Origin of the sequence: Pedobacter gandavensis (assembly GCF_014172405.1) — a bacterium.
GTDB classification, from domain to species: Bacteria; Bacteroidota; Bacteroidia; order Sphingobacteriales; family Sphingobacteriaceae; genus Pedobacter; species Pedobacter gandavensis.
Genome location: NZ_WNXC01000009.1, coordinates 225,186 through 252,137, shown reverse-complemented (window position 1 = coordinate 252,137; position 26,952 = coordinate 225,186). Strand labels below are relative to the sequence as shown.

The 26,952-nt window shown below is 40.1% G+C and carries 11 protein-coding genes; 6 read left to right on the top strand and 5 right to left on the bottom strand.

Features of this window, described 5'->3' with window-relative positions; all coding sequences use genetic code 11:
• The first annotated feature begins 27 nt into the window (after nucleotides 1-27).
• The 5 genes from GM920_RS21115 (at nucleotide 28) to GM920_RS21095 (ending at nucleotide 9,667) form a co-directional block, all read left to right on the top strand.
• Nucleotides 28-3,345 (top strand): SusC/RagA family TonB-linked outer membrane protein, encoded by a 3,318-nt coding sequence (locus GM920_RS21115; RefSeq protein ID WP_182961220.1) that lies wholly within the window; start codon nucleotides 28-30, stop codon nucleotides 3,343-3,345.
• An 18-nt stretch (nucleotides 3,346-3,363) separates the two neighbouring features.
• Entirely contained in the window at nucleotides 3,364-5,124 is a 1,761-nt protein-coding gene (locus tag GM920_RS21110) for a RagB/SusD family nutrient uptake outer membrane protein (RefSeq protein ID WP_182961218.1), read from the top strand.
• A gap of 72 nt (nucleotides 5,125-5,196) precedes the next feature.
• Nucleotides 5,197-7,149, top strand: coding sequence for a heparinase II/III domain-containing protein (locus tag GM920_RS21105; protein WP_182961216.1), 1,953 nt, complete (start codon nucleotides 5,197-5,199; stop codon nucleotides 7,147-7,149).
• A gap of 80 nt (nucleotides 7,150-7,229) precedes the next feature.
• Complete coding sequence (locus GM920_RS21100; RefSeq protein WP_182961214.1) at nucleotides 7,230-8,420, top strand: glycoside hydrolase family 88 protein; 1,191 nt, start codon at nucleotides 7,230-7,232, stop codon at nucleotides 8,418-8,420.
• A 20-nt stretch (nucleotides 8,421-8,440) separates the two neighbouring features.
• Nucleotides 8,441-9,667, top strand: a complete 1,227-nt coding sequence (locus tag GM920_RS21095; protein WP_182961212.1) for a DUF2264 domain-containing protein — start codon at nucleotides 8,441-8,443, stop codon at nucleotides 9,665-9,667.
• A gap of 104 nt (nucleotides 9,668-9,771) precedes the next feature.
• Here the strand turns inward: GM920_RS21095 and GM920_RS21090 are convergent, their stop codons facing one another.
• On the bottom strand, nucleotides 9,772-10,476 hold the full coding sequence (locus GM920_RS21090) for a DUF5694 domain-containing protein (RefSeq protein ID WP_182961210.1): 705 nt from the start codon (nucleotides 10,474-10,476) through the stop codon (nucleotides 9,772-9,774).
• 332 nt (nucleotides 10,477-10,808) lie between these two features.
• Here GM920_RS21090 and GM920_RS21085 point away from each other — a divergent pair, with 332 nt between their 5' ends.
• Nucleotides 10,809-11,531 carry a hypothetical protein gene (locus GM920_RS21085; RefSeq protein WP_182961209.1) on the top strand — a complete coding sequence of 241 codons (723 nt, stop codon included), beginning with the start codon at nucleotides 10,809-10,811 and terminating at the stop codon, nucleotides 11,529-11,531.
• 50 nt (nucleotides 11,532-11,581) lie between these two features.
• Here the strand turns inward: GM920_RS21085 and GM920_RS21080 are convergent, their stop codons facing one another.
• The 4 genes from GM920_RS21080 to GM920_RS21065 all read right to left on the bottom strand — a co-directional run bounded on the left by GM920_RS21080 (nucleotide 11,582) and on the right by GM920_RS21065 (nucleotide 26,785).
• A complete protein-coding gene (locus GM920_RS21080) occupies nucleotides 11,582-11,776 on the bottom strand; it encodes a KOW motif-containing protein (protein ID WP_182961207.1) in 195 nt (64 codons plus the stop codon).
• Nucleotides 11,777-12,000: 224 nt separating this feature from the next.
• A complete protein-coding gene (locus tag GM920_RS21075; protein WP_182961206.1) occupies nucleotides 12,001-13,962 on the bottom strand; it encodes an OmpA family protein in 1,962 nt (653 codons plus the stop codon).
• Between the two features lie 29 nt (nucleotides 13,963-13,991).
• Nucleotides 13,992-14,963, bottom strand: a complete 972-nt coding sequence (locus GM920_RS21070; RefSeq protein WP_182961204.1) for a PorP/SprF family type IX secretion system membrane protein — start codon at nucleotides 14,961-14,963, stop codon at nucleotides 13,992-13,994.
• 71 nt (nucleotides 14,964-15,034) lie between these two features.
• Nucleotides 15,035-26,785: a DUF7507 domain-containing protein gene (locus GM920_RS21065; protein ID WP_182961202.1), complete on the bottom strand. Its 11,751-nt coding sequence runs from the start codon at nucleotides 26,783-26,785 to the stop codon at nucleotides 15,035-15,037.
• Between the last annotated feature and the right edge of the window lie 167 nt (nucleotides 26,786-26,952).

Below are 26,952 nucleotides of genomic sequence, written 5' to 3'. Positions count from 1 at the left end.
AACCAATATTAATCAACTAAACAAAAAATGGGGAAACTTTACAAAAATCTCAAATTCGGCCTGGTAAAACCAAGCCATTATTATCGCGGAGTAAAAACATTCGCTTTAATTATGCTGATGTGCTTAACAGCATTCACTTCTTTTGCGCAATCAATTAAGGTTACCGGTACGGTAAAAGATTCAAAAGGCGAAGCAATGCCCGGCGTAAGCGTAAAAGTGAAAGACACCAAAACTGCTACCGTAACGACCGCTGACGGTAAATTTTCGTTAGCTGTTCCTTCGGAGCAAAGTGTCTTGGTGCTGAGCTTTATTGGTTATGACACAAAGGAAGTAACGGTAGGCGCTTCAAGAAATCTGAATGTAACGCTTCAAGAGCAGAATAACAATTTAAACGATGTTGTTGTGGTTGGCTATGGTGTTCAAAAGAAAGTGAATGTAATTGGTTCGGTATCAACAATTGACGCTAAGTCACTTGAAAATCGTCCCGTAACCAATATCTCATCTGCTTTAGCTGGTCTAAGCTCAGGTGTTTTTGTAAAGCAGGGCTCAGGTAAACCAGGTTCGGATGGGGCTACCATCCGAATTCGTGGTACGGGAACAATCAATAACAATAACGCGCTTGTGGTGGTGGATGGTATCGTGGGAAGCATGGACGCCGTTAATCCGAATGATGTAGAAAGTATCTCTATCCTAAAGGATGCTGCTGCATCCTCTATCTATGGATCTCTTGCTGCAAATGGGGTAATTTTAATTACCACTAAAAAAGGAACTAAAGGCAAAACAACGGTGACTTATAGTGGTCTTGCTTCAATTGCAAAGCCTGCTAATTTACCAACATTCGTTACCGACTACATTACACACATGAATTTGGTTAACGAAGGTTATCGTAATTTAGGGCAAACACCGGTTTATACTGATGCAACCATTGCACTTTGGGCAGCTGCAAACGCAAACCCAGGTGGTTTTACAGCACAAGGTATCCCTAATAACGTGGCTTTCCCAAATACGAATTGGGGTAAAACTATATTCGAAAATAATTTAGTTCAACAACACAATATCAGTTTAAATGGAGGTACTGAAAAAACACAATATTTACTATCAGGCCTATTTTTAAATAATCCGGGTGTAATGGCAAATACAGGTTCAGATAAATACAGTCTTCGTATTAACCTGCAATCAAAAATTACCGATTTTTTAACCGTTGGAACGCAGACTTTTGGTTCCTACCAAAACTATGGTTTGGCAAGCACAGACAATGCTTTTAACTTTTTACGTCAAACAACCCCAGGGGTTTACCCAATGTACGATGGGAAATTTGGATTCCCGGCAGCAGCAGAAGAATCTGCAACAGCAAATAATATTTCAGCTTATTTGTATGGTACCGGTGGGGAAGACAATGAAAGTCGCCTAAATACCACTGTTTTTGCAAAATTTGACATCTTAAAAGGATTGAGTTTTGAAACCCGTTTTAATTATCAAACCCGTCAGGAAGAGTTTAACAATCACTCCATTACGAATGAACGTTGGAATTTTGCTACCAATACTTTAAAAACAGCAGCCACCACACCTGATCAGTTGAGTACAAGCTACGGTTTTAACAAAAACAAGTCTTACACAATTGATAATGTGCTGAATTATAAAACTACAATCGCTAAAGATCATGATATAGCTGCTTTGGTAGGTTATAACCAGAATTATTATAAATATTACAATTTTGGTGCAAGTAAAAAAGGTTTAATTGATGAGACGATAACCACATTAAGTTCTGCTACAAATTTAGTCTCTGCCACGGGTAGTGCGTATGATTATGCGCTTCGTTCTTATTTCGGGCGTTTAAACTATGCCTACAAAAACAGATACCTGGTAGAGGGTGTATTTAGGTATGATGGTTCATCAAAGTTTTCTTCGGAAAATCGCTGGGGTTTCTTTCCTGCATTCTCCGCAGGTTGGAGGATCTCTGAAGAGTCATTTATGTCAGGTTTAAATGAGTATGTGGGTAACTTGAAACTTAGAGCATCTTGGGGTAAAACAGGTAATAACGTCATGAATACCGACCCTTCTTTAGGTAATTACGATTATCAAGCGTTATATGGTCCTACCAATTATTCATTTAATGGAGCTGCATCTACAGGTTTAATATCTACAAAGTTTGCCAATCGGAATTTAGTTTGGGAATCGACAACTACAACGAACATTGGTTTAGATGGAAATTTATTAAAAGGAGCTTTAACTTTTGAAATTGATTTGTATAAGAAATATACTGATGGAATTTTATTTCCACCAACCATTCCTTTAACAACAGGTACAGCTACGGCAGCAACTGAAAACATAGCTCAAATGTCAAATAAAGGAGTAGAAATTTCTTTAGGATACCATGGAAAAGCTGGTGATTTTAAATACGGTGTGTCAGGAAATTTTGCTTACAATTTTAACCGTATTAAGAAATTTAAAGGTCCACTTCAAGCAGGTTACACAACTGATGCTGCGGGTAATACCGTTTACACCTCAAACTTAGGAAATATTTCGAGCGGGGGAACCAATAGAGTACTTGATGGCCACGAATACAACGAGTATTACCTTCAAACTGTTTACAAAGGTTCGGGTAACTATTTTACCGATGGAAAAGTGAATGTAGGCGGCGGGCCAAAAGATGGTATGATCCGTACAACTGATGATATGGCTTGGTTAAATGCAATGATGGCTGCCGGTTATACTTTTCAGCCTACTGCAGGTGTAAGTAAAACTAAAATTTATTACGGCGATTTAATCTATGCAGATAACAATGGTGATGGGTTTTATGGAAACTCTTTTGATGGTCAGTTTATGAATAAATCATCAACACCAAGATATAATTACGGTGCAGGCATCAACTTATCTTACAAAAATATAGATATGTCTATGATATGGGCGGGTAGTGCAGGTATGTGGTACTACTGGAATGCAACAGGTTATAATAATTCAATTGTATCATTAGGTAATGCAGTGAGTACACTAATTGCTAATGACCATTATTACTATAATGATGCCAATCCGAGCGATCCTGCAAATAATATCACAGCTCATTATCCACGATTAAAAAATACCACTGATGCTCAGAATGCAGCTGTGGCAAGTGATTTCTATTTGTACAATGCATCTTATCTTAAACTGAAAAACTTGCAGATAGGTTATACTATCCCTGAAAAAATCTCTCAAAAGGCTTCGATCAGCAGAGCGAGGATTTATTTTTCAGGAGAAAACCTGTGGACCATAACCAAGTATCCAGGCTTGGATCCTGAAATCGGTGCAAATGTTGGATATCCGACTATGCGTCAGTATTCTGTAGGATTAAATGTTACTTTTTAAAGAATTAGAAGGAAAGAAATGAAAAAGATATTCACTATAATATTTACAATTGCTGTGCTTGCAGGTTGTAAGAAAGATTTGTTAAATACGGCCCCATATTCACAAGTTGCATCCGAAACGATGTGGACCAGTGATAACTTAACTGATCAGGGAATAACCGGTATTTATGCGTTATTAAGGTATGGAAATGCCTCAGGTGGGGCTTCCGGTTTAGAGCTTTATCAAATGGATTGCTTGGGATTAACTGGGCAGACTTCAGGTGCAGAGGCGATAATGACAGGTACAGTCACCTCCGGTAACGGGTATTTCAGTGCACACTGGCAAAACCTTTACGAAGGTATTCAGAGAGCAAATGATGCAATAAAAAATATTCCTATAAAATCACCTTCAACACCTGAAAAGAAAGGTAGGCTTGTTGCCGAAGCAAAGTTTTTAAGAGCATATTTTTATTTAAGACTTAATCAATTGTACAAAGGTGTTCCTATTTACCTGGAGCCTTTTACGGCTGCTGAAGCAACAAAAGGACGCTCAACAGAAGCTGAAGTTTGGGCACAGGTTATAGCTGATCTTACGGCTGTAATTGCTGAGCCAAACTTACCTAACAAATATACCAGCGGTGATGGACTATACGGTCATGTTACAAAGGGTGCTGCTTATGCTTTGCGAGGTAAAGCTTATTTGTATACTGAGAAATGGGATTTGGCTGCTGCAGATTTTTCTAAAGTTAAAGATGCAGGTTATGGCCTGTTTGCAAACTATTCTAATTTGTTTAAAACAGCCAATGAGCAATCTAATGAGATGATTTTCTCTATCCAAAATATTGGTGTTTCAGGTTTTGGTTCCACAACTCAATTTTATTGCGGTACACGTTCATCTTTTGGTTCTTGCTGGAACACGTATCATGTATCACCTAATTTGGTCGATTTGTATGAAAATGCGGATGGATCTAAATTTAATTGGGATGCTATAATACCAGGCTATGCCAGTTTATCAGTGGCGGAAAGAGAAGTTTATTTTCTTAGAAATAATTTAACAACGGCAGAAATCGCAGCGGCAACAACCAGAGGTGCAAAAATGAGTTTGTATTTGCCAACAGGCAATGAAGCAAGAATTCTTCAGGCTTACGCCAATCGTGATCCTAGATTAGCGGCAAACGTAATTACACCATATTCCACTTATGTAGGTGTATTTAGTGGCGCAAATGCAGTAGTTACTTCAAGATGGCCTTACCGTTCAGAAGCAGCAACAAACGGAGATTTACGCACGGATACACAAAGTCTGTTCTATTATTTATACAGGAAATATGTTTATGAAGGAACAACGGAAACACCGGGAAGAGATTTTGGCCCGACAGATTTTGTCTTAATCAGATATGCAGATGTATTGTTAATGTGGGCTGAAGCACTCAATGAACAAGGGATGACTACAGAGGCTATTTCAAAAGTAAACGAAGTAAGAGCCCGTGCAGGTGCTGCCTTGCTTCAAAATTCAAATGCCATTTTACCAACATTTGTATCAAACCAGTTAGATTTAAGAGAACGCATCCGCAATGAAAGAAGGGTTGAATTCCCGAACGAGGGTATCAATTTCTTCGATGAAATGAGATGGAAAAGCTGGAAAGAAAAAGTTTTTTATCCTGGTAACGGAGTAAAACAAACTTGGGGTAAAGTGGTTTATGCTTACTCATTTAAAGGTGATTATCTTTACAATTGGGCAATTCCTGCTGTGGAGATAGAAAGAAATCCTAACCTGAAACAGAATGCAGGCTGGGTAAATTAAAAAAAAACAATTGGTTGGGATAAGGCTGCCACTGTGGTGGTGGTGGCCTATTTTTTTATAGCTTTAATGTGGATGAAAAAAAATATATTGGTTTCCCGTTTCTTTTATTTTTTAGTCTTTATGCTCTCTTTATTTCTGAATGTAAGCGCGCAAAAGCAAACAGATAGGAATTGGTTGATCCAATCTTATCATCAGGCTTATCCCGGCGGGAATGCTTTTCCGGATTTGGTAAGCTTGCAAAATGAACAAAGTCTGAATTCACTGAAAGCTATTCAGGAGCTGCCTGATAGTATTAAACAAAATATTTTAAAGCAGGCAGATAAGGCATTTACTTACAATTGGCCTTCGCTAACGGCTTCTTTATATCTCGATTATAAATTAACCGGAACCAGGGTGAATTATGAAAACCTGCTATCAGAACGCCGAAAAATGCTGTCACGTCTGGTTGCTGCTGAGCTTATAGAAAACAAAGGGAAGTATATCCCTCAAATTGTAAACGGAGTCTGGCTTATTCTTGAAGAGAGCACTTGGGTTGCACCTGCACACATCGTTGTGCAAAAGGAAGGAGCCGATTTACCAAACATTGAAAACCCTTATATTGATTTAAGTGCTTCCCGTACGGCACTTACATTAGCAACTATTTACAATATGCTTGCTCCAAAATTGGCAAACTATTCAAAGGTGGTTAATGGTAGAATCTTGTATGAACTTAATCGCAGAATTTTTGATCCTTATCTTAAGTACGATAATTTCTGGTGGATGGGCTTTAAAGGGAATTCAGTTAATAACTGGAACACTTATGTGAACGCAAACAGTATGCAGGCGGCTTTGTTAGTGCTTAAACCGGGTGAAAAACTGGATGCATTTACAGCAAAGTTGTTAAGAAGTACAGATAATTTTATAAATCAATACCCTGAGGATGGTGGATGCGATGAGGGACCTTCTTATTGGGATATGGCAGGTGGTAGGTTGATCCGGTTAATGTTGATCTTAAATCAGTCCTCAAAAGGAAAGTTAGATTGGAGTGATAAGACCTTGTTGCACAAAATTGGTACTTATACCTATAATATGCAAATCGCCGGGGATTACGTGGTTAATTTTGCCGATGCTTCCGCAAAATATAGTCAAAACCCTGAAAGCGTTTATCAATATGGGCTGATGTTTAAAGACGATAAGTTAAAAAACTATGCGTCTTTTCTTTTTAGCAAGAAAAATAAAAAAGTATCTGCTGATGATATCAGTGATTTTCTGGCCATGTCAAATGTTTATAGAGATCTGGAAATAACACCTTCAAAAGCACCTTATCCTGCATACGTTGCATTGCCTGATTTGCAGGTTTTTAATGCGCGACAAAAAGCCGGTAGCAATCAAGGTTTATTTTTTGCCGCAAAGGGTGGAAATAATGCCGAAAGCCATAACCATAATGACATCGGAAACTTCATCGTCTATAGCAATGGCCAACCTGTTTTAATTGACGCTGGTGTTGGTGTTTATACCAGTAAAACATTTAGCAATAAACGCTATGAACTTTGGAATGTTCAATCACAATGGCACAACTGTCCAACGATAAATGGGGTAGGGCAACAAGATGGTAAACAGTTTGCCGCAACAGACTTCAAATTCAGTAATACAGCGCAGTCGGCCAGTGTTTCTATGGATATAGCAGGGGCTTACCCTGCAGCTGCATCAGTAGAGAAATGGATTAGAACGATAACCCTGAATAGGTCAAAGAATGAAATTAGTCTTACTGATAAATCTAAGCTCAGCGCATATAAAGCGCCAGCAGAACTTAATTTTTTAACGCCCTTAACGGTAGAAATTAAAAAAGGAGTATTACTATTTAAATCGGGCTTGATGATGAGTTTTGATCAATCAAAATTTGAAGTGAAAATTGATGAGCAACTTATTGACGATAGCAGATTGGCAGCGGTCTGGGGCCCTAAGCTTTATCGCATTCGTTTGATCAGCAAACTCAAAGAAAAAGTGTCAGATTATAAAATAACAATAGCGCAGTCAAAAATTTGATCAGTATTAAATATTGCCTTTAGTATACAAGGTTGATTATAGGAGGATTTATAGATAACACATAGAAGACGGAATAACAGATGATTATAAAAAGATTTAAAACGATTATTACTTTAATAGCCCTTAGCAGTTCATTCTGTATGGGACAAGCGCCCAAAAAGCCGATGGCTCAATTGATAAACGATGAATTTAAATTTGCCGTTGATCAGTATAAAGTGCTTGCTAATAATATTCCCGCAGGACTGACTCCTCAAAGCTATGCTAATGGGAAATCAATAAACCACGACATAAAATGGTGGTGCAGTGGTTTTTATTCGGGTAGTTTATGGTATTTGTATGAGCAGACAAAAGATGCATCAATTAAGAAGGAAGCGGAGGAAGCTTTAAAGGTAATTGAGCCAAACCAAACCTATACAGGTAATCATGATTTAGGTTTTATGATGTATTGCAGTTTTGGTAATGCCTATCGTTTAACCGGTAAGCCGGAGTATAAAGCAGTTGTACAGCGTTCCGCAGAATCTTTGGCAAGCCGTTATCGCCCGAGTATTAAATCTATCCAGTCCTGGGACAAGAATAGGTATTGGCAATGTCCTGTGATCATTGATAACATGATGAACCTGGAAATGATGAACTGGGTAAGTGATCATGGTGGTAGCCCTAAATACAAGGAGATTGCAATATCACATTCAAATACGACCTTGAAAAATCATTTTCGTGATGATTTTAGTTCCTTTCATGTGATTGATTATAACCTTGAAACCGGAGCAATTATAAAGAAAGCAACCTGGCAGGGTGCAGCCAATTGTTCTGCCTGGTCTAGAGGGCAAGGTTGGGCATTATATGGTTTTACCATGATGTACCGCTTTACAAAAGATGCAACTTATCTTAAACAAGCAAAAGGAATTGCGCATTTCATATTGAATCACCCGAATTTACCTGCCGATAAAATTCCATTCTGGGACTTTGATGCACAAGGAATTCCTTTTACAAAACGTGATGCCTCTGCAGGTGCATTGATTGCATCAGCTTTACTTGAACTGGGACAATTTACATCTGGTCAGGAAAAGGAAGAATTCAAATCAGCAGCAGAAACGATGATCTATTCACTGGCAAGCCCTGCCTATCGTGCAAAATTAGGTGAAAACGGTGGTTTCTTACTCATGCACAGTACTGGCGCTTACCCGCTAAACAGTGAAATTGATGTGCCTCTGGTTTATGCTGATTATTATTATCTCGAAGCTTTGCTGAGATATAAAAAGTGGTATTTATAATTAACGCTTAGTTTATCTGTATGAAATACAAATCTCTTTTTGCATTACTGCTGTTTTTTCAGTTTGCAACAGCACAAAATAAAATCAAATCCAACACAGGTTTAGAAGACCGTGAAGTATGGGTTAAAAGCTTGTATAAAATTTCTTATCCGGTAATTCATAATTTGGCTAAGGAGACCTTAAAAAAGAATATGCCTTTAGCGCATAATCCTGATTATGGATTGAATTTAACCAAAGTGACTTATTTAGAAGCTTTGGGAAGGACCATTGCAGGTGTTGCACCTTGGCTGGCTTTGCCTGATGATGATACCAAAGAAGGAAAAATGCGTAAACAAATGCGTTTGGAATTATTAAAGGGCTTGGCCAATTCTGTGAATCCGGCAAGTCCTGATTATATCAGTTATCGGGAAGAAAGTCAGCCGATTGTGGATGCTGCCTATGTTGCCCAAGCTTTTTTACGCGCACCAAAAGCACTGTGGGAGCCATTGGATGACCTGACTAAAAAACGGTTTATTGAAGAGTTTAAATCGCTCAGAACCAGAACAGGTGCCTATAACAACTGGTTGCTTTTTGCCGGTTTAACGGAAGGTTTCTTGTTAAGTATCGGAGAACAATACGATCCGGCAAGGGTTCAGTTTGCGATTAACAAAATGAAAGAATGGTATGTTGGTGACAGCTGGTATAGTGATGGTGAAAAATTTAGTATGGATTACTATAATTCGTATGTAATTCATACGATGTTGGTTGATTTACTGAAAATACTGGTGGATAAGAAAAGAGCCCCAGAGTCGGATTATGATTTGGCTGTAAAACGAATGGTTAGGCAGTCTGAATTTTTGGAACGTATGATTTCTCCGGAAGGAACTTACCCCGCTTTTGGTCGTTCAATAACCTATCGTACTGCTGCTTTTCAGGTTTTGGCGCAAACGGCATTGATGGAGAAATTGCCTGAATTTATAAAACCGGCACAGGTTCGTTGTGCTTTAACCAAGGTGATCCAAAATATGTATGACGGGAATCAGAATTTTGATGGTAAAGGTTGGCTTGTGTTGGGTTTTAATGGTCATCAGCCTATGGTTGCTGATTCTTATACGTCAACGGGAAGTTTGTATATGGCAACCTTGGGTTTCCTAACATTGGGCTTACCGGCAGACCATCAGTTTTGGACGGATCCTTTTACACCATGGACTAGTTTAAAAGCCTGGACGGGGGAACCACTAAAAAAGGATTATAAAGTAGAGTATTAGGGGAGAGGTTTATTTTTTCACAGCCCTATTTATGAAAAAATCCGCTGCATTTATGCAGCGGATTTTTTTTGCGTAATCCTGCTTTAATTTGACCACTTTAGATTTTATAAAATGGTTTTAAGTTCAATTATATTAAATCTTTCATCATTTTTTATAAAGTCCTTCATGATGGCCGCATGTCCAGTACCCACCAAAATAACAATGTTTTTAGTGGTTGGAGCCAATTGATTTTGCATGTTGGCATACATGATCAAATTTCTTTTGTACCAATCTGCAACCAAATTTGCGCCAAAATAGCCTTCGTTGAACCCTAGACCATTAATAAAGGAAATATACATGCCTTTGTTCTGATTTAATTCTGCGTCAGTGTTCAGGGCCTTAAAAACATCTCTTAAATCTTTTTTTGCCAGAATCTCATTAGCGTTTTTGCCTGAAATGGCAAGTCTCTCTTCAAAAAACTGCTTGTTTTTTGGATTCGATTTTATCATTTTTTGTAATAGATCGAATCGCATTTCAATTAAACTATCAATCGGATAAATCTCCTTGTTGCCTGATTTTTTTCCTAACCGAAAAGCAAGTTGGTAAGTTTCACCTTCTGTATAAAATCTTTTATAGCGAGGGTTTTTTATGGTGTCTGTATAGGATGAGTACTTTCCATTAAGATAGAGCTGGTACTGCTCATCAAGCTGCTTTTTTTTATTGTAATTACTTTCTACAAAAATCTGGTCAGGTTTATATTTTTTTACGATTAAATCTGTTATTTGCTCTAAGCCAAGTTGATTTTCTTTGGTGAGTATGTTTCTCTCCATGTTTTTGACGGCGTCTTTTCCAGGGTTATTAAAGTGATAAGTCCCAATTAATATGACATTTACTTTGTCTTGAGAAAAGGAATTCAGGAAGAAAAGCAGAAAAACTGGTAAAATAAGTAGTTTGTGAAAGGAAAATTTTAACATATAAATTTTAATTATTACATCTATCTAAGCAATAGATATTAAGTTTGTTGTTGTTTGATTACAAATTTATTAAAACTAAATGTTCACTCCAATGGTAAAACATAAAAAATCTCCACATGGCGCTGAAATTTATTGTTAATTTTCTTAGCTATAGCTAGAGATCATAAACAAGGTTAAACCTAATTTTAATGAACCCAACTTTAATGAAACAATTAATAAAAGAAAACAGATTTGAAGAACTTAAACAGAAATTGAATAAATCAAATAGTGAGTTTAAAATCCACCATTTGATTTATAGGATTTTAAATGATGAAAAAATAGAAGAAGAAGATTCTGGTTTTGAAGCAAATAAATACCAGGAGGAATTTTTAGAAGGATTAGATCTATATAAAGTATTTACCAATTCTGCCATTAATAATGAGCAACTCAAAGTATATACTGCCGTTCTTGTTCATTTGGTTTTTAAAATGGGTGGATTTATACGATTAATGGCCAATACCGCAATGAATAAGGGCGTTTATTTGTCCGATCTTGGAGATGTTTATCAGGTTAATCCAGAAATAAGAAATGAGTTGCAGCTCTTTATAGAATTACTTAAAAACAAAAATGAGATAGCAGCGATAGCCAACGTTGCTGCAGTAAAAGCTCAAATTAGTAACTCAATCGGGAACTTACTTAAAAGACACGAAATAGGAGAAGATATGCTTCAATTTGGACAGAGTTATGAGGCTGTCGGTCAAACAGAAATGGCATCCAAAATTTATTCTGGAATAATGAATGATTTTGAATGTGCATCCCTTAAACGATCAAGTGGTTTATTCCCCGAAATCTCATACGTTGATACGCGCTCACAGGAAGAAATTATGGTGTTTGAAAAAGCCAAAATTCGTTTTGAAAATCTTACAGAATAATTAGATTAAAACTGCTCGCATAGATAATGACGGGAAAACTGGTGAATTTTTCAGGCTTGATCAATTACCACATTTTTTCCAAGGGTTTTGAATTTTACGGAGTTTTCCTGCTCAACGGTAATCGTAATGTGGCCAGTTTTGCTGGTGCGTAGGTCTCTCACGATACCTGATTTACCTTTGTGTGTTCCTCCTATAACCTTACATTGATCACCATTTTTCAAATCTACTATGGGATTGTTATTCATTACATTTTAAAACAGTTAATTGTCCTTAAAAATAGATGCAGCCAATAAGATCAGCTCCTGATCTAAGGTATTAAAATTATTTCAACAACTGAAGGTGGATTCCGGGAGGAAATACATGAATTTAATGAATATTTAAATGGGTAAGTAATGTTGGGTCCAAAAAAAAAGGATACCATACTATTAAAAGTAGGTATCCTTTTTTATTTAAACAAAACTTAATACAGTTAGAACTTTACAATTTTAAATTCTGTTCTTCGGTTTTCCTGATGCTCTTCAACGCTACATTCCACACCATTTGAACAACGGTTCACCAACTGAGTTTCACCGTAACCACGGGCAGTAAGCCTGTTTTGATCAATGCCACGAGAGATGATATATTGGATAGCCGATTCCGCTCTTTTCTGAGATAAATTCAGATTGTAAGTATCTTTACCACGACTATCGGTATGTGATCCTAATTCTATCCAAATGCTGGGATTGTCTTTTAGCACCTTCACCAGTTTATCCAATTCTATTGCGGCATCAGGTCTGATATTCCATTTGTCGAAATCATAATAAATATTGTCAATACGTATTGCTTTATTAAGTTCTATCTTTTCAAGATAAAGCTGCTTCTCAATGACTGTAGAACTGGTTAGTCCAAGGGTATTCAACTCTTTAATGTCGGCAAGAAATCCGGTTTTAACACCTACCAGGGTGTAGGAAGATTCCGGGCTCAAATCAAATTTGAAGCGCCCTGTGGCATCTGTTTCTACTTTTAAAATACCACCATCGATTTTGCTTAAAGCAACTAGTGAATTGGCTATTGGTAATTGCGTTTTCTTATCCAGAACCTGACCAATCAATTTCAGCTGAATAACAGGCCTTGCCTTCAAGCTGTAAATATCATCCTGACCTAAGCCTTCGAATCTGTTCGAAGAAAGAAAAACAAGGCTTCCCTGGTCATTCAGACTAAAGCCAAAATCATCTTGAGGAGAGTTAAGTGGATATTTTAAATTTTCAATCTGATCTGCTGAAGACCCTTTCAAACGTGCTTTATAAATATCTAGTCCACCCATACCAACGCGTCCATCACTGGAAAAGAAAAATTCACCGTTTAAGCCAAGCACCGGACTTCTTTCATTACCAGCGGTATTTACCGTAGTCATATTTAAGGGAGTCGTCCAGCTGCCATCTTCAGTTTTTGTACTGCTGTAAATGTCACTGCCACCTAATCCTCCAGGCATATTGGAACTGAAATAAAGCGTTTTCCCATCTGGCGAAATAAATGGATCGGCAACTGAATAGGAACTGGCATTATTGTAAGTAAATGGAATTGGTTTAGACCAGTTTCCTGATGCATTTCTGCTGCTACTATAGATTTCTACATGAATGGTAGCCGGTTTTCCCTTTGATCTTTTTAAGCGTTTCGGTAACTGTGTTAGGGCAAAAAAGGCCGTGTTTTCATCCGCGCTGAAACTGATTGATCCTTGGTGATAATTAGTGCCTGTAGGGATATTGAATAAACTTAACTCATCTGTACCTTTTGCTGTGCTGTACAATTTAAGGTAGCCATTGCCCGTCCAGCCATATACTTTTTTGTCCGGCCATACGGTGCCGTCAAATTTTAAAAATGGCTTTCTCGTATTTTGCTGAGCAACAAAGTTGGACCTGTCAGAACTGAAAACTACATTCCCTTGATAGGAGATGGCAGCCCAGTCCGACTGCGCGCTGTTCCATGTTTTTTGATTAATGATCTCTAATTGCTTTGGATCTTTCATCCAGATCAATGCGGAGTCGCAAGACAACAACAAAATGTTTTGTTGCTGTGCTGGAACCTGTTTGTGCTTCCCGAAATAGTTTAAATACTGTGCCTTTGCTTCGCTATACTTTGCATTATTTTGAAGTGTTTTGGCATAGTCCAATAAGTTTTCGGTGTTACTTTCTGGCATCTTTACCAAAATCGCATACCAGCTTTCGGCCTGTTTATAATCATTGATCAGACGGTAGGAGATGGCCAGACGTTCTGCAGAATGAATTTCTGCCTTCTTTTTATAAGCCTGTTCGTATAACAATATCGCCTTTTTGTAGTTGAATAATTCGAATTGCTGATCCGCCTCTTTCATTTTATTTTGGCCGAATGTGCTGCCACTAACAGTCATGAATCCAAGAGCGGAAATGAATATTTTATATAAATTCTTTTTCATATTTATCATTAAATAATTGTGGTCCTGAATTAAAAGAAACGTGGAGTAGCCATTCTGACTTTAGGTTTCAGGAAATAAATGCCGATAGAGAACTCATGACTCCCGCTGCTATAACCTTGCAAAGCGCCAACCGAAAAATCATACGCATAACCTATTCTAAGTTTTTCTGTGGCAAAAAATTCCACTGCTGCAACGGCTGAATTCTGAGGACTCAAATTTTTCTGAATGTGGTCTTTATTATAAAGCTTAACTCCAGTACGGTAGGATCCTCCCAACCATAATCTTTCGCTTAATAAAACAAAAGCATTCAGGTCTAAACTTGTCGGACCTGCAGCATCATCCTTCAATAGAATGGATGGTTTAATCTTTATCTCAGAAGACAGTGGGATTAAAGTTCCTGCAGTCAGGTAAAAGTGTGGCTTTGGCTGTGGTACAAAAGCACGGTCTTTAACATTGAAATATTGAGAAATCAAGTTGTCAACAGAAAAGCCAGCAAAGAAATTATTCGTAGAATAGTAAACTCCGGCTCTAGCATCTGGTAACACTACGCTTTCCATTCCGGTAGGTTGATCTGGTTCCGGATCATTAGGGTTTAATTTTGCACCATCTATCCCGAGTTGCATCACCCCAAAACCCAGGCCAAAAGCCAGGCGTGAGGATCCATCTTCATTTAAACGGATTCGGTACGCATAATTTCCATAGGCACTTAAATTGGTTTGGGCGCCAAGCTGATCACTGGATACTTGTAAGGCGAGCCCAACATTTCCTTCATTGGCAATCGCATCCAGGGCTAGTGACATACTTTTCGGTGCGCCCTTAATCCCTGTCCACTGACTACGGTAAAAGGAATGCAGGTTCAGATTTTCTTTATATCCGGCATAGGCGGGATTGATATAGATTCCGTTAAATAGATACTGGCTATATTGAGCGTCTTGTTGTGCCGATGCCGGTTTATAGACGAGTAATAATCCAAGGATTAATGTGATGAGTAATCTCTTCATGTCTTTTTTTTGATAAAAAGGGAAAACCAATGTCGGCTTAAGTAGACCTGGTTTTCCTTATTTTTTTAAGCCTATTTTTTAAAATTATGAACTAGGGTGACGTATCCTTTGAATACTTTCCATTCCTTGGAACCGGTTTTTCTGGCTTTTAACAGGTAATAATAAGTGCCCTCATTTAATCCTTCTCCAGTCCAGTTGTTCTGATAGTTGGTGGTTCTGAATACCTCATTACCCCATCTGTTCACGATCACCAGTTCATTGTCTGGGAACTGATCCAAGCCTCGGATTTCAAAAGCATCATTCCTGCCATCACCATTTGGAGTAAATAGGTTTGGAATGAAAAGATCCGCACCACCTATATCTAATCCTCCCGAAGAGGCTTTGTTATTATCTGGATTCGGATCTGGCTGATCAGCGGTTACGGTAGCAGTGTTGACCAATGTTCCGGTAGCAACCACTTTTGCTTTGAAGCTAAGCGTCATCTGCTCATTTAAAGATAGCTCTCCAATGATCCAATTCAGCGTTTTATTAGTGTTGACGAAATTGCTGCTTCCTTTGCCCATCACCAGTTCAAATGGAGCGTCAAGCGTACCTGGTAGAACATCACTTACTTTCACACCTGTAGCCTTATTTTGGCCATGATTGGTTACTGTGATTTTATAGACAACATAATCACCGGTTTTAACCGAACCGGTAGTCAGCAGTTCTTTCTTAATACTTATATCCGCGGATGGGTCTATCGCAATCGTCTTTTCTGGTACCAGTGTCTGGCCATTCGGACTCAAAATGTGTGCTATGTTTTTAATGTTAGATAAGTCATTTACATCAGCAACAACATTCGCATCAAAGCTTAAACTAAGCACTGCATCAGGAGCGAGGTCAATTGACCAGTCTACCGAATTACTAGTCTCATTAAAAACTCCGCCATGATCAACCGTAGCATTTATATATTTCAAACCAGTAGGGATTGCATCACTGATTTTAATACCTGTTAAAGTACTGCCTCCACTATTTTTAACTTCAATTGTATAGGTTAATGTTTCATTGGCCTGTGCAACGCCATCCTTGTTTCCTTTTGCATCGCTCACCGTTTTGATACTTTCCAGTTTGCCCTCAACAGGTAAGCTGGTTTCTACTACAATAGGAGCGGTAGGAAGTGCTGGATCCACAATGTTAGCGATGTTGCCAATTTTTACCAGTCCAAGAGGTAGTGCTGTCGCTGCTGTAACTTTTAAGCTTAATATCAGGCTACTGTTGGCCGGGATGGTTAGGTTATTCCAGCTGACGATATCTCCGTTTTCAATACCACCATGGCTTGCGCTTCCAACAACATAATTGGTGTTTAAAGGAATAGGGTCAGTTACGCGGACATCTGTTCGGTCAACCTGACCGTTATTGCTGATGTGGATTTGGTAAGTCAAGGTTTCTCCAGCCTCAATAATTCCATTTCCATTAGCATCAGTAACCGTTTTAGTCCCTGTGATTTTTGGTAGGTTAACCAGCGTAGGTGTATTGTTATTTGCATTGGTTCCTGAAACGTCATTCACTTTAAATCCATTGGGACTAGTACCAGTCACAATCGCAGTATTGCTAACCTGGCCTGTTACTTTCTCAATGGAGGAGATGACGTAGCTAGCGGTTGCAGTACCAGTCTGACCAGGTGCCAGGGTAGCCGGTTGTACCAAGATGTTCTCCGTAATTTTGGTATCACTGATCCCGATGTTACTTAAAGTAACGATACCCGTATTTTTAACGGTAAAGTTATAGGTAATGGTATTTCCATCGCCACTCAGAATAGCCGTTTTAATCAAGGTAATGCTTCCCGGAGAAACGATCTGAGCTATCGTTGAATCATCCGGGCTAGGAGTGGATGGATCATCTGTTTTTTTGTTCAATGGCGTACCATTCGGATCTTGAGCAGTTAGACTTGCCTGGTTGATTACTTTTCCAGCATCAACATCTGCTTGGGTTAAGGTATGAACCGCTGTAGCCAATGCAGTTTGTCCAGGACTAAGGCTCGCAATTGGAGATCCATTGGTAATTACCGCATTGTTATCCGAGAGTACAATGTTTGTTATTGTAGTGTTCCCTGTATTGGTCACTTTAAGTTCATAAGAAACAGTTTGTCCAGCGATATAACCAATTGGTCCAGTTACGACTTTAGTGTAAATCAAATCGTTTTTCTGAAGTATTGAAATATCTTTAGTGCTACTTACCGTTCCCGCAGAATCCCCGTTAGGTTTACTTCCTGTTACCGTTGCCGTATTCCTCAGTTTCCCCTTAACAGCAGTATTTCCATTGTTGTCCAGGTCTGTCTGAGTTACCGTATAACTGCCGGTATAGATCCATGTTTCATTTACATCCAGTTTGTTATTATTATTGTTGTCACCATCCATCAATGACAGGTCCGCCAACATTGGATCATTCACAACTACATCTGAAATGGAACTTGTTCCGGTGTTTGCTACAGCAATCAAATAGGGGATCAGCTGTCCAGCTTTGTTCACCACGGTGGTGCTACTAGATTTTTTAATGGTCATCTGACTACCTGAAATATTAATGTCTACTCTGGCTTCTACATTGGGTGTATTGATCAATGTACCATCTGGCTTTCTGCCGGTTGCACTTGCGATGTTTACCAATTTGCCTGTAACGATGCCATTGCCATTTTCATCAATGTCAGCTTGAGTAACGGTATAGGTGCCAGTATATTCCCAGCTTTCATCTTTATCCAGTTTACCATCATTGTTGAGGTCACCCTTTAGGAATCTAAGATTCACCATCGGGTCATTTACCACCAGACTATTGATGGCACTGCTGCCTGTGTTTTCAGCAACAATCGTGTAAATCACACGATCTCCTGCTTTAGCAACCTGAGGAACATCGCTGGTTTTTGTTAATTTAAAGCTGGCATTAGGCAGGATTGGAATCACATTTGTAGTCGTCACAATACCGGAACTATTGCCATCCGGTTTGATACCTGTTGCAGTAACCACATTAATAAGGTTTCCGTTTGCAGTAGCCGTTCCATTTATAAGCTGGTTTCCATTTCTATCAATATCGGCCTGAGTAACCGTATATGCTCCTTTGTAAATCCAAACTTCGGATACATCCAGAATTCCCGGATTCACTTCGTCACCTGAAGAAAGCGTCAACACTAATAAAGGATCTTCCACTTTTACACCGCTAATGGCTTCCGTACCCGTATTGGTTAAAGTAATCGTATAATTAACGACTTCAGCAGCTTCAGTAATCGCAGCCTTATCCGAGGTTTTAACCAGGCTAAATAAACTGGTTGTCGTTAGTGGAATGATTTTAGTACTGCTAGCTTCGGCAAGCGCTGTTCCTTGAGGATGTGTACCATTCAAGGTAGCGGTATTGCTCAATACACCTTTAGTAGCTGTATTTCCGTTATTGTCAATGTCCGATTGCTTTACTATATATTTAAAAGTATAATTCCAGGTTTCCAATAAATCTAATCTTCCATTGGCATTTCCATCACCACTGTTAAGTGGGACTGGAGTTAGGCCGAACATGGCATCTTTAACCACAACATTCTGGATGGCTACATCGCCTGTGTTTTTAACAGTGATGTAATAAGTGACCTCTTCGCCCGCCACCTTAATGGTGGTCGTCGTACTGCTTTTTTCTATCGTATAAGCAGCTTTAGATTTGATAGGGATACTGACCTCATTACTTGTTACAGGGCTAAGCGGACCATTGACTGAAGTTCCATCTACAGTCGCTGTGTTTAGCAGATGTCCTGAATTGATGTGGTTGTCGATGTCAGCTTGGCTAATGGTGTAACTGCCCGTGTAAGTCCAGGTTTCGTTGACATCCAGTTTTTGGTTGGCATTGAAATCACCACTACTTAATATCGGTGGGTTTGCAATCAGTAATGGATCATTGACCTTTACATCAGTAATCGCTACTGTTCCTGTATTTGTTACGGTGATGGTATAAGGTACCACTTCTCCCGCCTTAGTAATTACGGAAGTTGTGCTGGCCTTTACCACAGACATCTGAGCTTTTGATTTCAGCGCCACCGTATTTGTAGCAGATACATCAGCAAGTAAGGTGCCATCAGGTTTTCTGCCATTTGCAGTTACCGTGTTCACCATTTTTCCGGGAATGATCTGGTTACCATTGTTGTCGATATCAGCCTGGCTAATCAGATAACTTCCAGAATAAATCCAGGTTTCTGCAACGTCAAGTTTACCATCGGTGTTGGTATCACCGTTTTGGTAAATCAAGTTTACCATCGGGTCATTAACTATTAGTGATTGAATCGCTACCACACCTGTATTTTCAGCAGTAACGGTATAGATAATTTTATCACCCACTTTAGTGACCTCAGTAACATCACTTGTTTTTGTTAATAGGAATGAAGCTGCGGGTCTGATTGGGATTTCCAGAATATCGGTAACCGATCCGGCACTTGAACCATCAGGTTTTTTACCGGTTACATTCACGGAATTGCTCAAGTATCCATCTGGACAAAGGTTGCCCTGATTGTCAATATTGGCCTGAGAAACGATATACGTTCCGGTGTAAATCCAGGTTTCATTCTGGTCCAGTACATTCGGTAGACCACCATCACCGGTAGGGAGCCCTAGAGTTAGCATTGGATCTTTAATAACCACATTACTAATGGCAGTGGAACCCGTGTTTTTAACCGTAATGGTATAGGTTACCTTTTGACCTGCTGCGGTAATCTCCGTCAGGTCGGCTGTTTTAATTACAGTGAATGCCGTAGTTGTATTTAATGGGATGAGCACTGTACTACTTATCGGATCAATTGCTGCTCCATTTGGTTTATTCCCGCTTAGGGTAGCCGTGTTGCTCAGAACGCCGATTGGTGTTGGGTCGTTTCCGTTCCTGTCGATGTCGTTTTGCGATACCGTATAGGTACCAGTGTAAGTCCAGGTTTCCCCTTTGTCCAATACATTGGTCACACCAGTATCGTCAATAGGACCAGTTAATACAGGAAACATAGGGTCATAAACCTGGACATTGTTAATGGCTGCATCGCCAATGTTTTTCACCTTAATGGTGTAATTTACCAGATCATTTGCCGCTTTAATCGCGGTTTTATCAGCTGTTTTTTCTATAGTATAGGCAACGAATGGCTGAATTGGAATCAGTACATCATTTGTTGTTTTGCTATCTGGAGTTCCATTTGGATATACTCCTGAAACGGTAGCATTATTCAACAGGTTCCCAGACTTGAGTACTGGCTTACCGTTGTTGTCCAAATCAAACTGAGTAACGGTATAGCTGCCCGTATAAGTCCAGGTTTCATTGACATCCAGTTTAAGATTTGCAGGAGCAATGTCGCCGCTATATAAGCTTAGGTTAGCAATCATTGGATCGGTCACCAGAATATTGCTCAGGGCAACATTTCCTGTATTCGCTACCGTAATGCTGAAAGGAACAATTTGTCCGGCTTTAGTGATCAGGGTAGTGGTACTTGATTTTTTTACTGTAAATGAACCTGCCGCTACAATTGGGATATTTTTCTCCGCAGTTGGAGGAACTGGATACACCGCTGTGCCATCAGGTTTTTGCCCGGTTACGGAAACGGTGTTGCGTAGCTGACCAACAGCCACTGGTACCAGGTTGCCATTGTTGTCCAACTCAGGTTGTGTTACGATATGACTCCCGATAAAGATCCAGGTTTCGCCCAGGTCTAGTTTGTTGTTACTATTCCCGTCGCCAGAAAACAAACGGATATTGGTTAACATCGGATCATTCACAGTTACATTGCTGATCGAGGTGTTTCCCGTGTTTTTTACTTCAATCTCATAAGGAACTACCTGGCCAGCTTTGCTGATGGCGGCAGTTGTACTTGATTTTACAATGGTATAAGCTGCAACTGCATCAATGTTTACTGAGGTACTTCCGGTAAGCGGCCCTTTTTGTTGATCAGAAGTTAGCGTAGCTGTATTTACAATCCGACCGCTGTTGAATGCAGGTTTACCATTGTTGTCAATATCGCTCTGCAGTACAGTATAGGTTCCGCTGTAAGTCCAGGTTTCTCCAGTGTTCAGGATATTGTCCTGATTGCCGACAGTATATGAAGGATTGGTTAATGGAAGAGGACTTAAAAATGGATCTTTTACCACTACATTGGTTTGATTGGCATTGCCAGTGTTTTTGATCACAATGGTATAAGGGATTAGATCCCCAGCTTTAGTTACCGCTGTTATTCTGCTGGTGGTTTTATCAATGGTGATACCTTCACAAACAGGAACGGTCACCGTTAATGTAAATGATTTTCCAACACAGGCCCCCGGAACTTTTGAAGTAGGAGAGATGGTATAAATCACTTCCTGAACTGTGCTGGTGTTATTTTTTAAAGTCTGGTTAATGACATCACCGCTAGCAGCAACCTGACCAGTTACGTTCGCATTTGCAGCTACTGTCCAGGTAAAGGAGGCTGGGATAGGATACGTTTTGTCGATATTGTCCTGTAATCTATAGTTGAATACGGAGTTGCCACAGGTTAAAGTTTTGATGCTTTCATTGGTTCCAATTGGACTTGGGTTCACGGTTACATCCACTATAAACTTGGTTGGATTTTCACACCCATTTGAGGATAAGGTATAACTGTATTTTACGATGACAGGAACTGCAGTGGTATTCACCAGGGTTTCTGAAATCCCAGCTGCTCCAGTTGCGGCTTCATTGCTAATGCCGCCAACTACAGCTCTCGTCCAGATAAATGTGCTGCCCGTTACCGCTGATGTTGGGGTATAAGAAAACAAGGTATTGCTGCAAGTAGTCGTGTTAGTTATACTGGTTAAGGAAGGTTTTGGGTAAACCGTAATTGATAATGTTATTTCTGAGGTACAAGAGCCTGAGCTCACAATACGTTTGTATCGGTAAATTTGGTTAACGTTTGTTAGGTTTACAGGCAATATTTCCGGATCATAATCTGCGGCGGTTGCGCCAGGGATATCTGTATAGGCTGTTGTACTGTTTAAAGAACTTTGCCATTGGTAAGTGTAACTGCCATTGCCACCTGTCATGGTTCCACCTTTGATAACCGTAGGGTCGCCGGTGAAACAGAAGTTTGTAATCGGTGTGCTCAGGGTATTGCCTTTAAGCGAAGGAGGAATGGTGATCGACAAGCTATTACTGTTAAGCAGGGCACAGTTTCCGGATTTAACTACTCTGTTATAAGTGTTGGTAACGGAAACAGTACTGGTATTACTTAATGTTGGCGTATAATTAATTCCGGTTGCTCCAGAAATATCAGTAAAGACACCATTAACCAGTAATTGCCATTGGTAGGTATAGCCACCAGCTCCGCCAGTAGGGGTTGAGCCTGTAAGAAGCGGCTTTTCACCTTCGCAAACTGCAGTTACTGCGGAGCTAATGTTGTTATTGATTAGCTCTGGATGTACAGTGATGTTTAAGGTGCTACTATTCGCACAGGCGATATTGTTGATCGTCCATGTTAAGCTAAACAGGCCTCCCACTTTACCTTTGAATGTAGCCGTTGGCGAGTTCGGATTGCTGAATTCATAATCTAAAGCTGGCTGACCGCTGGTTACTGTCCATGTGCCGGTTTCTCCTGATGCGGGCACATTTCCATTTAAAGTAATCGGACTGTTAAAACAAGTAGTTTGATCTAGTCCTGCGATAGCGGTACTGAGCAATTTGGTGACGGTGATTGTTACTGTGGCCTCTGAGGGGTTACATTGTCCACTAACCGTACTGAATTTAAAAGTATATTGACCTTCCAATAAACCAAATACGTTGCTGATCGGGTCATTAACATGCTCAAAAACCGGTTCCGGAGCACCCGCTGGTTTGTTTTCTACAGACCAGGTGCCGACCCCGATGGTTACCGGATTTGCGGTTAAAATAAGTGGTTCATATAAACAAATGGTTTGATTGCCGGAAGTAATCACCGCTGGTGTTGCTTCTGGATCTACCTTAATTACCATTTCGTCCGAGGAATAGCAACTTCCATTAGTTAAGGTCCACCTTAAGGTATAAGAACCGGCGGTTAATCCATTGATGGTCGTATTGTAGGCTGTTGCGTCTGTAAATGTGGCCGTAGTCGGACTTGGAGAGATAATCTCCCATAAACCGGTTTCTATTCCGGTAGGTTCGTTACCGCTAAGCGTAGTGGAGGTTTGACCACCCGCGGTAGGCGCACAAAGGAATTGATCGATATTTGCAGCCGCTTTTTTCGGTGGAGTTGAAGTCACCGTAATGTTCACTGTTGAGCTGGATGGACTGCAAATTCCGTTGGTAATGGTCCATTTAAAAGTATAATCGCCTGGTACAATTCCTGTCACCATACTCAGCCCATTGTTGGGCTGGTCGATAATTGGTTGCGGCGCTCCTGAAGGTATAGAGACTATTGTCCAGGTACCAAAGCCGATCAATGGAGTATTGCCCTGTAATAAGACATTGTCTGTACAAGCTGATAATTGATTGGCACCTGCCTGAGCAGTGGTTGGAGGAAAAGAAACTGAAATCTTCATGAAATCACTACTGGAAGATGATGCAGTACAATCACCATTGCTGATTTCCCATTTCAATAGATACACACCTTCTGTTGAAGGTTGAAAAGTAGAATTCCAAAGTGAAGCATTTGAAAATGTCCCTGCCGGGCCAGATTCCAGTGTCCATTTTCCTGTTCCGGAAATGGCTTCATTGGCCGTAAGTTGAAAAGGGGCAATCGCAGTGATCAGACTACACCTTTCCTGATCTTCCCCCGCCTCTGCAATAGTAGGTGGGGCAGAAATGGTATATATGGCATCATTGCTGGTTGCCGGACAACCGTTGAATGCGGCAATGGTATACGTAAAAGTATATATACCTGGCGTTAACCCTGTAACGATGGAACCGTTGCTGCCAGTGCTCTGAAGCGTTGGTGTGGCCGCACCTGCAGGAATGCTTTTTACAGACCAGGTACCGGTACTGTTTGAATTACCAACTAGGGTCACGGTATTGGTGTTACACAATTTTTTATCACCACCGGCATTAGCAGCTTTACTTACAGTAAGCGTCATTTGATCTCTGCTGTCCTCACAGAATAATCCTCCACTGCTGATCCATTCTAATTGGTAAACACCATAAATCAGATTACTTACTGTGGTTGTTGGACTGCCTAAATCGCTGAAGGTAGGTACGTTTGGTCCGCTGATTGCAGCCCATCTGCCATGGCCATTGCTAACCGGATTGGCAGCGAGGGTTGTGCTGTTTTGATTACAAACTGCCTGATCTGGTCCTGCAACTGCAATCGAAGAAGGCGTGGATACATTAATGGTCACTTCAGCTGAAGAAACTGCTGCACAACTGCTGTTGCTGATGGTCCAGGTGAATTTATAGCGCCCGTCTGTTAAGCCGGTAATTTCAGTATTGTAAGCTTCAGGGTTTGCGATGATCGCTCCTCCGGCACCCTCAGTTTGAGTCCAGAACCCTTTTCCGATGCCAGGTTGATTCCCTTGTAGTAGCGTAGCGTTTCCACATAAATTTTGATTTGCTCCTGCAATTGCAGTGGTTACCGGATCAGAAATGGTGATGCTCACCTGATCTGTGGTCGCTACACAACCTCCATTGCTCAATTGCCATTGAAAAACGTAGGTTCCATTGATGGCACCAGTTACACTTGTGTTATATGAACTTGCATTGAAGGAAGGTGCATTTGGACTATCTATTAAAATCCATGTACCAGTTTCTCCTGCTCCGGGAATATTTCCGTCTAAATTGAATGTTTTGGTTGCAGCTGGAAAACATTGATCTGCTCCAGCCAATGCCTGCTTCACACCTGGAGTCGTCGTGGTCGTAATCACTACCTCACTAAAGTCACTGTTACAGGAATTGGTAATGGTCCACCTGAAGGTATACTTAGTATCTGCTAACAAGCCAGTTGCTGTTGCATTTGCAAGCGTAGGGTCAGAAAGCTGTACTTCATTGGCAGGTACGCCATTTTTATAAACTGTCCATAAGGCAGTTTCATTTTTCAATGGGATATTTCCGGTTAAGGTTACCGGGGTATCATAACAGGTTGTTCTTGCATTCCCGGCCACTGTGACAGGTTTTACATTTTCAGAAACAACTACTTCTACATCTGCCTGACTGTTGGCACAGCCTCCGTCTCCACCAGAGATGACCCATCTGAAAGTGTATGACCCATTGATTAAGCCAGTAATCTCGGCATTTGAGTTCAATGTATTGTCGAATATCGCGGTGTTTGGCCCAGTCACCTGACTCCATTTACCGTTTCCTTTCGGTGGTACCGCACCAGTAAGTGTCGCGTTTTTAACATCACAAGCCAAGACTTGTCTTGTACCTGCATTGGAAGCTGAAGCATTACCGGATATCACAATTTTAATATCTGCATAGGCATCAGAGCAACCGCCAACATTGTTTTCTGTGGCACGTCTGTACCTTAATATGTAAGTTCCAATTTTATTGAAACCATCGAGTAGTTTTCCAGATTCAATAGCCGCGGTGTAGTTATTGATTCCGCCCATTTTGATCTCTATCGCAGAGCCTGCAGGAGCAGCTACCAAGGCAAAATCTGTTTTTGTACCACCAACACTGAAGTAATTAATGGTTACCGCATCTTCTCCACACGCAGCAAAGTAAGGTTTAGGTGTAGTGGTGATGGTGATAGAGGGTGCTGTTTTAAATTGAACCTCGTGTATGCCAATACTGGTACATAAGGTGATTGGATTGCTAATGGTATATTTAAACTTGTAAACGGTTCCCGGGCTGCTATCTAATCCGGAAACTGTAGTGACAGGACTATTTGTATTGGAAAAGATTGGGCTTCCATTTCCACCACTAATGTATTCCCAGGTGATGAGTTCACCTGCATAGGAAGGGATGGTTCCGCTCAAGACCACAGATGTTCTTCCATCACAAAAAAGTTGATCACTTCCGGCTGCATTGGTGATTTCCTGGGTTGCTTTGGCCACGTTAATGACCACTTCATCCGACCCATTGTAGCAAGAACTGCTTACTGTCCATCTGAATATATATTTACCTTCAATGAGGTTTGATATTGGAGTGTTGTGTTGATTTTTGTTTTCGATTACGGGTATGGATGGCCCGCTTACAAATAGCCAGGTTCCTGATTGACTTGTTGTTTTTGCGACGTAAGATCCACTTAAGTTCGTTTTTGTGCTAACATGATAACAGGATAGATTCTGATCATTTCCGGCATTTACGGGCTGGGTACCCAGATTGGTGATGGTGACATCATCAAAAGAAGTACAATCCCCTTTGGTTACCGTCCACCTGTAAGTTGCGGATTGCAGGTTTGCTGATGGAGAAAGCTGTAGTATTGCACCTGGGTTTCCAGGGTTTACAGGTTCCGGCATATTTGAATCTCCATTGATTTTAGTCCATCTCCCGGTTTCTCCCGGAGCTAATGGCGAGCCTTTTAGCGAAAAAGTACCCGGACATAGGCTTTCATCTTTTCCTGCATTTGCTGTGTTTAAGTCTGATACCGTGTACACAACGTCATCAAAAACCGTAGCGCCATCCTCGCATTGCGAACTGAGCCGGAAGGTGTAGCTCACACCTTTCACGTAGTTGGTCACAATCGCTGTGGCGTTTTTGTTGACATTTGTAGTCGCCGAAAGCGCTACTGCAGGGCCTGCAATCTGAGTCCATTTGGGCTCATTTTTAAATGCGAGATTACTTGATGCACTTCCAGTAAGAATAAATGTTGAGCCTGGGCAAATAGTTTGCGCAATACCAGCATTAACTGTACAGTTTTGAGCAAAAACATGGTTAACTAAAAGTACAAAGAATAGAATAGGGACAAGTAAACGTAATCGATGGAGCATTTTGGTAAATTATAATTAAAAATTCCGCAAAAATGTAAAAAAATACCTGTAAAAGAGTAAATTAAACGTTAATTAATATTGTTTATTAAATAGAATTATATTTGTTTATATGAAATATTCTGGTATACAGTTGTTTGTGTTTTTATTTTTTTCTTCTGAATTACATT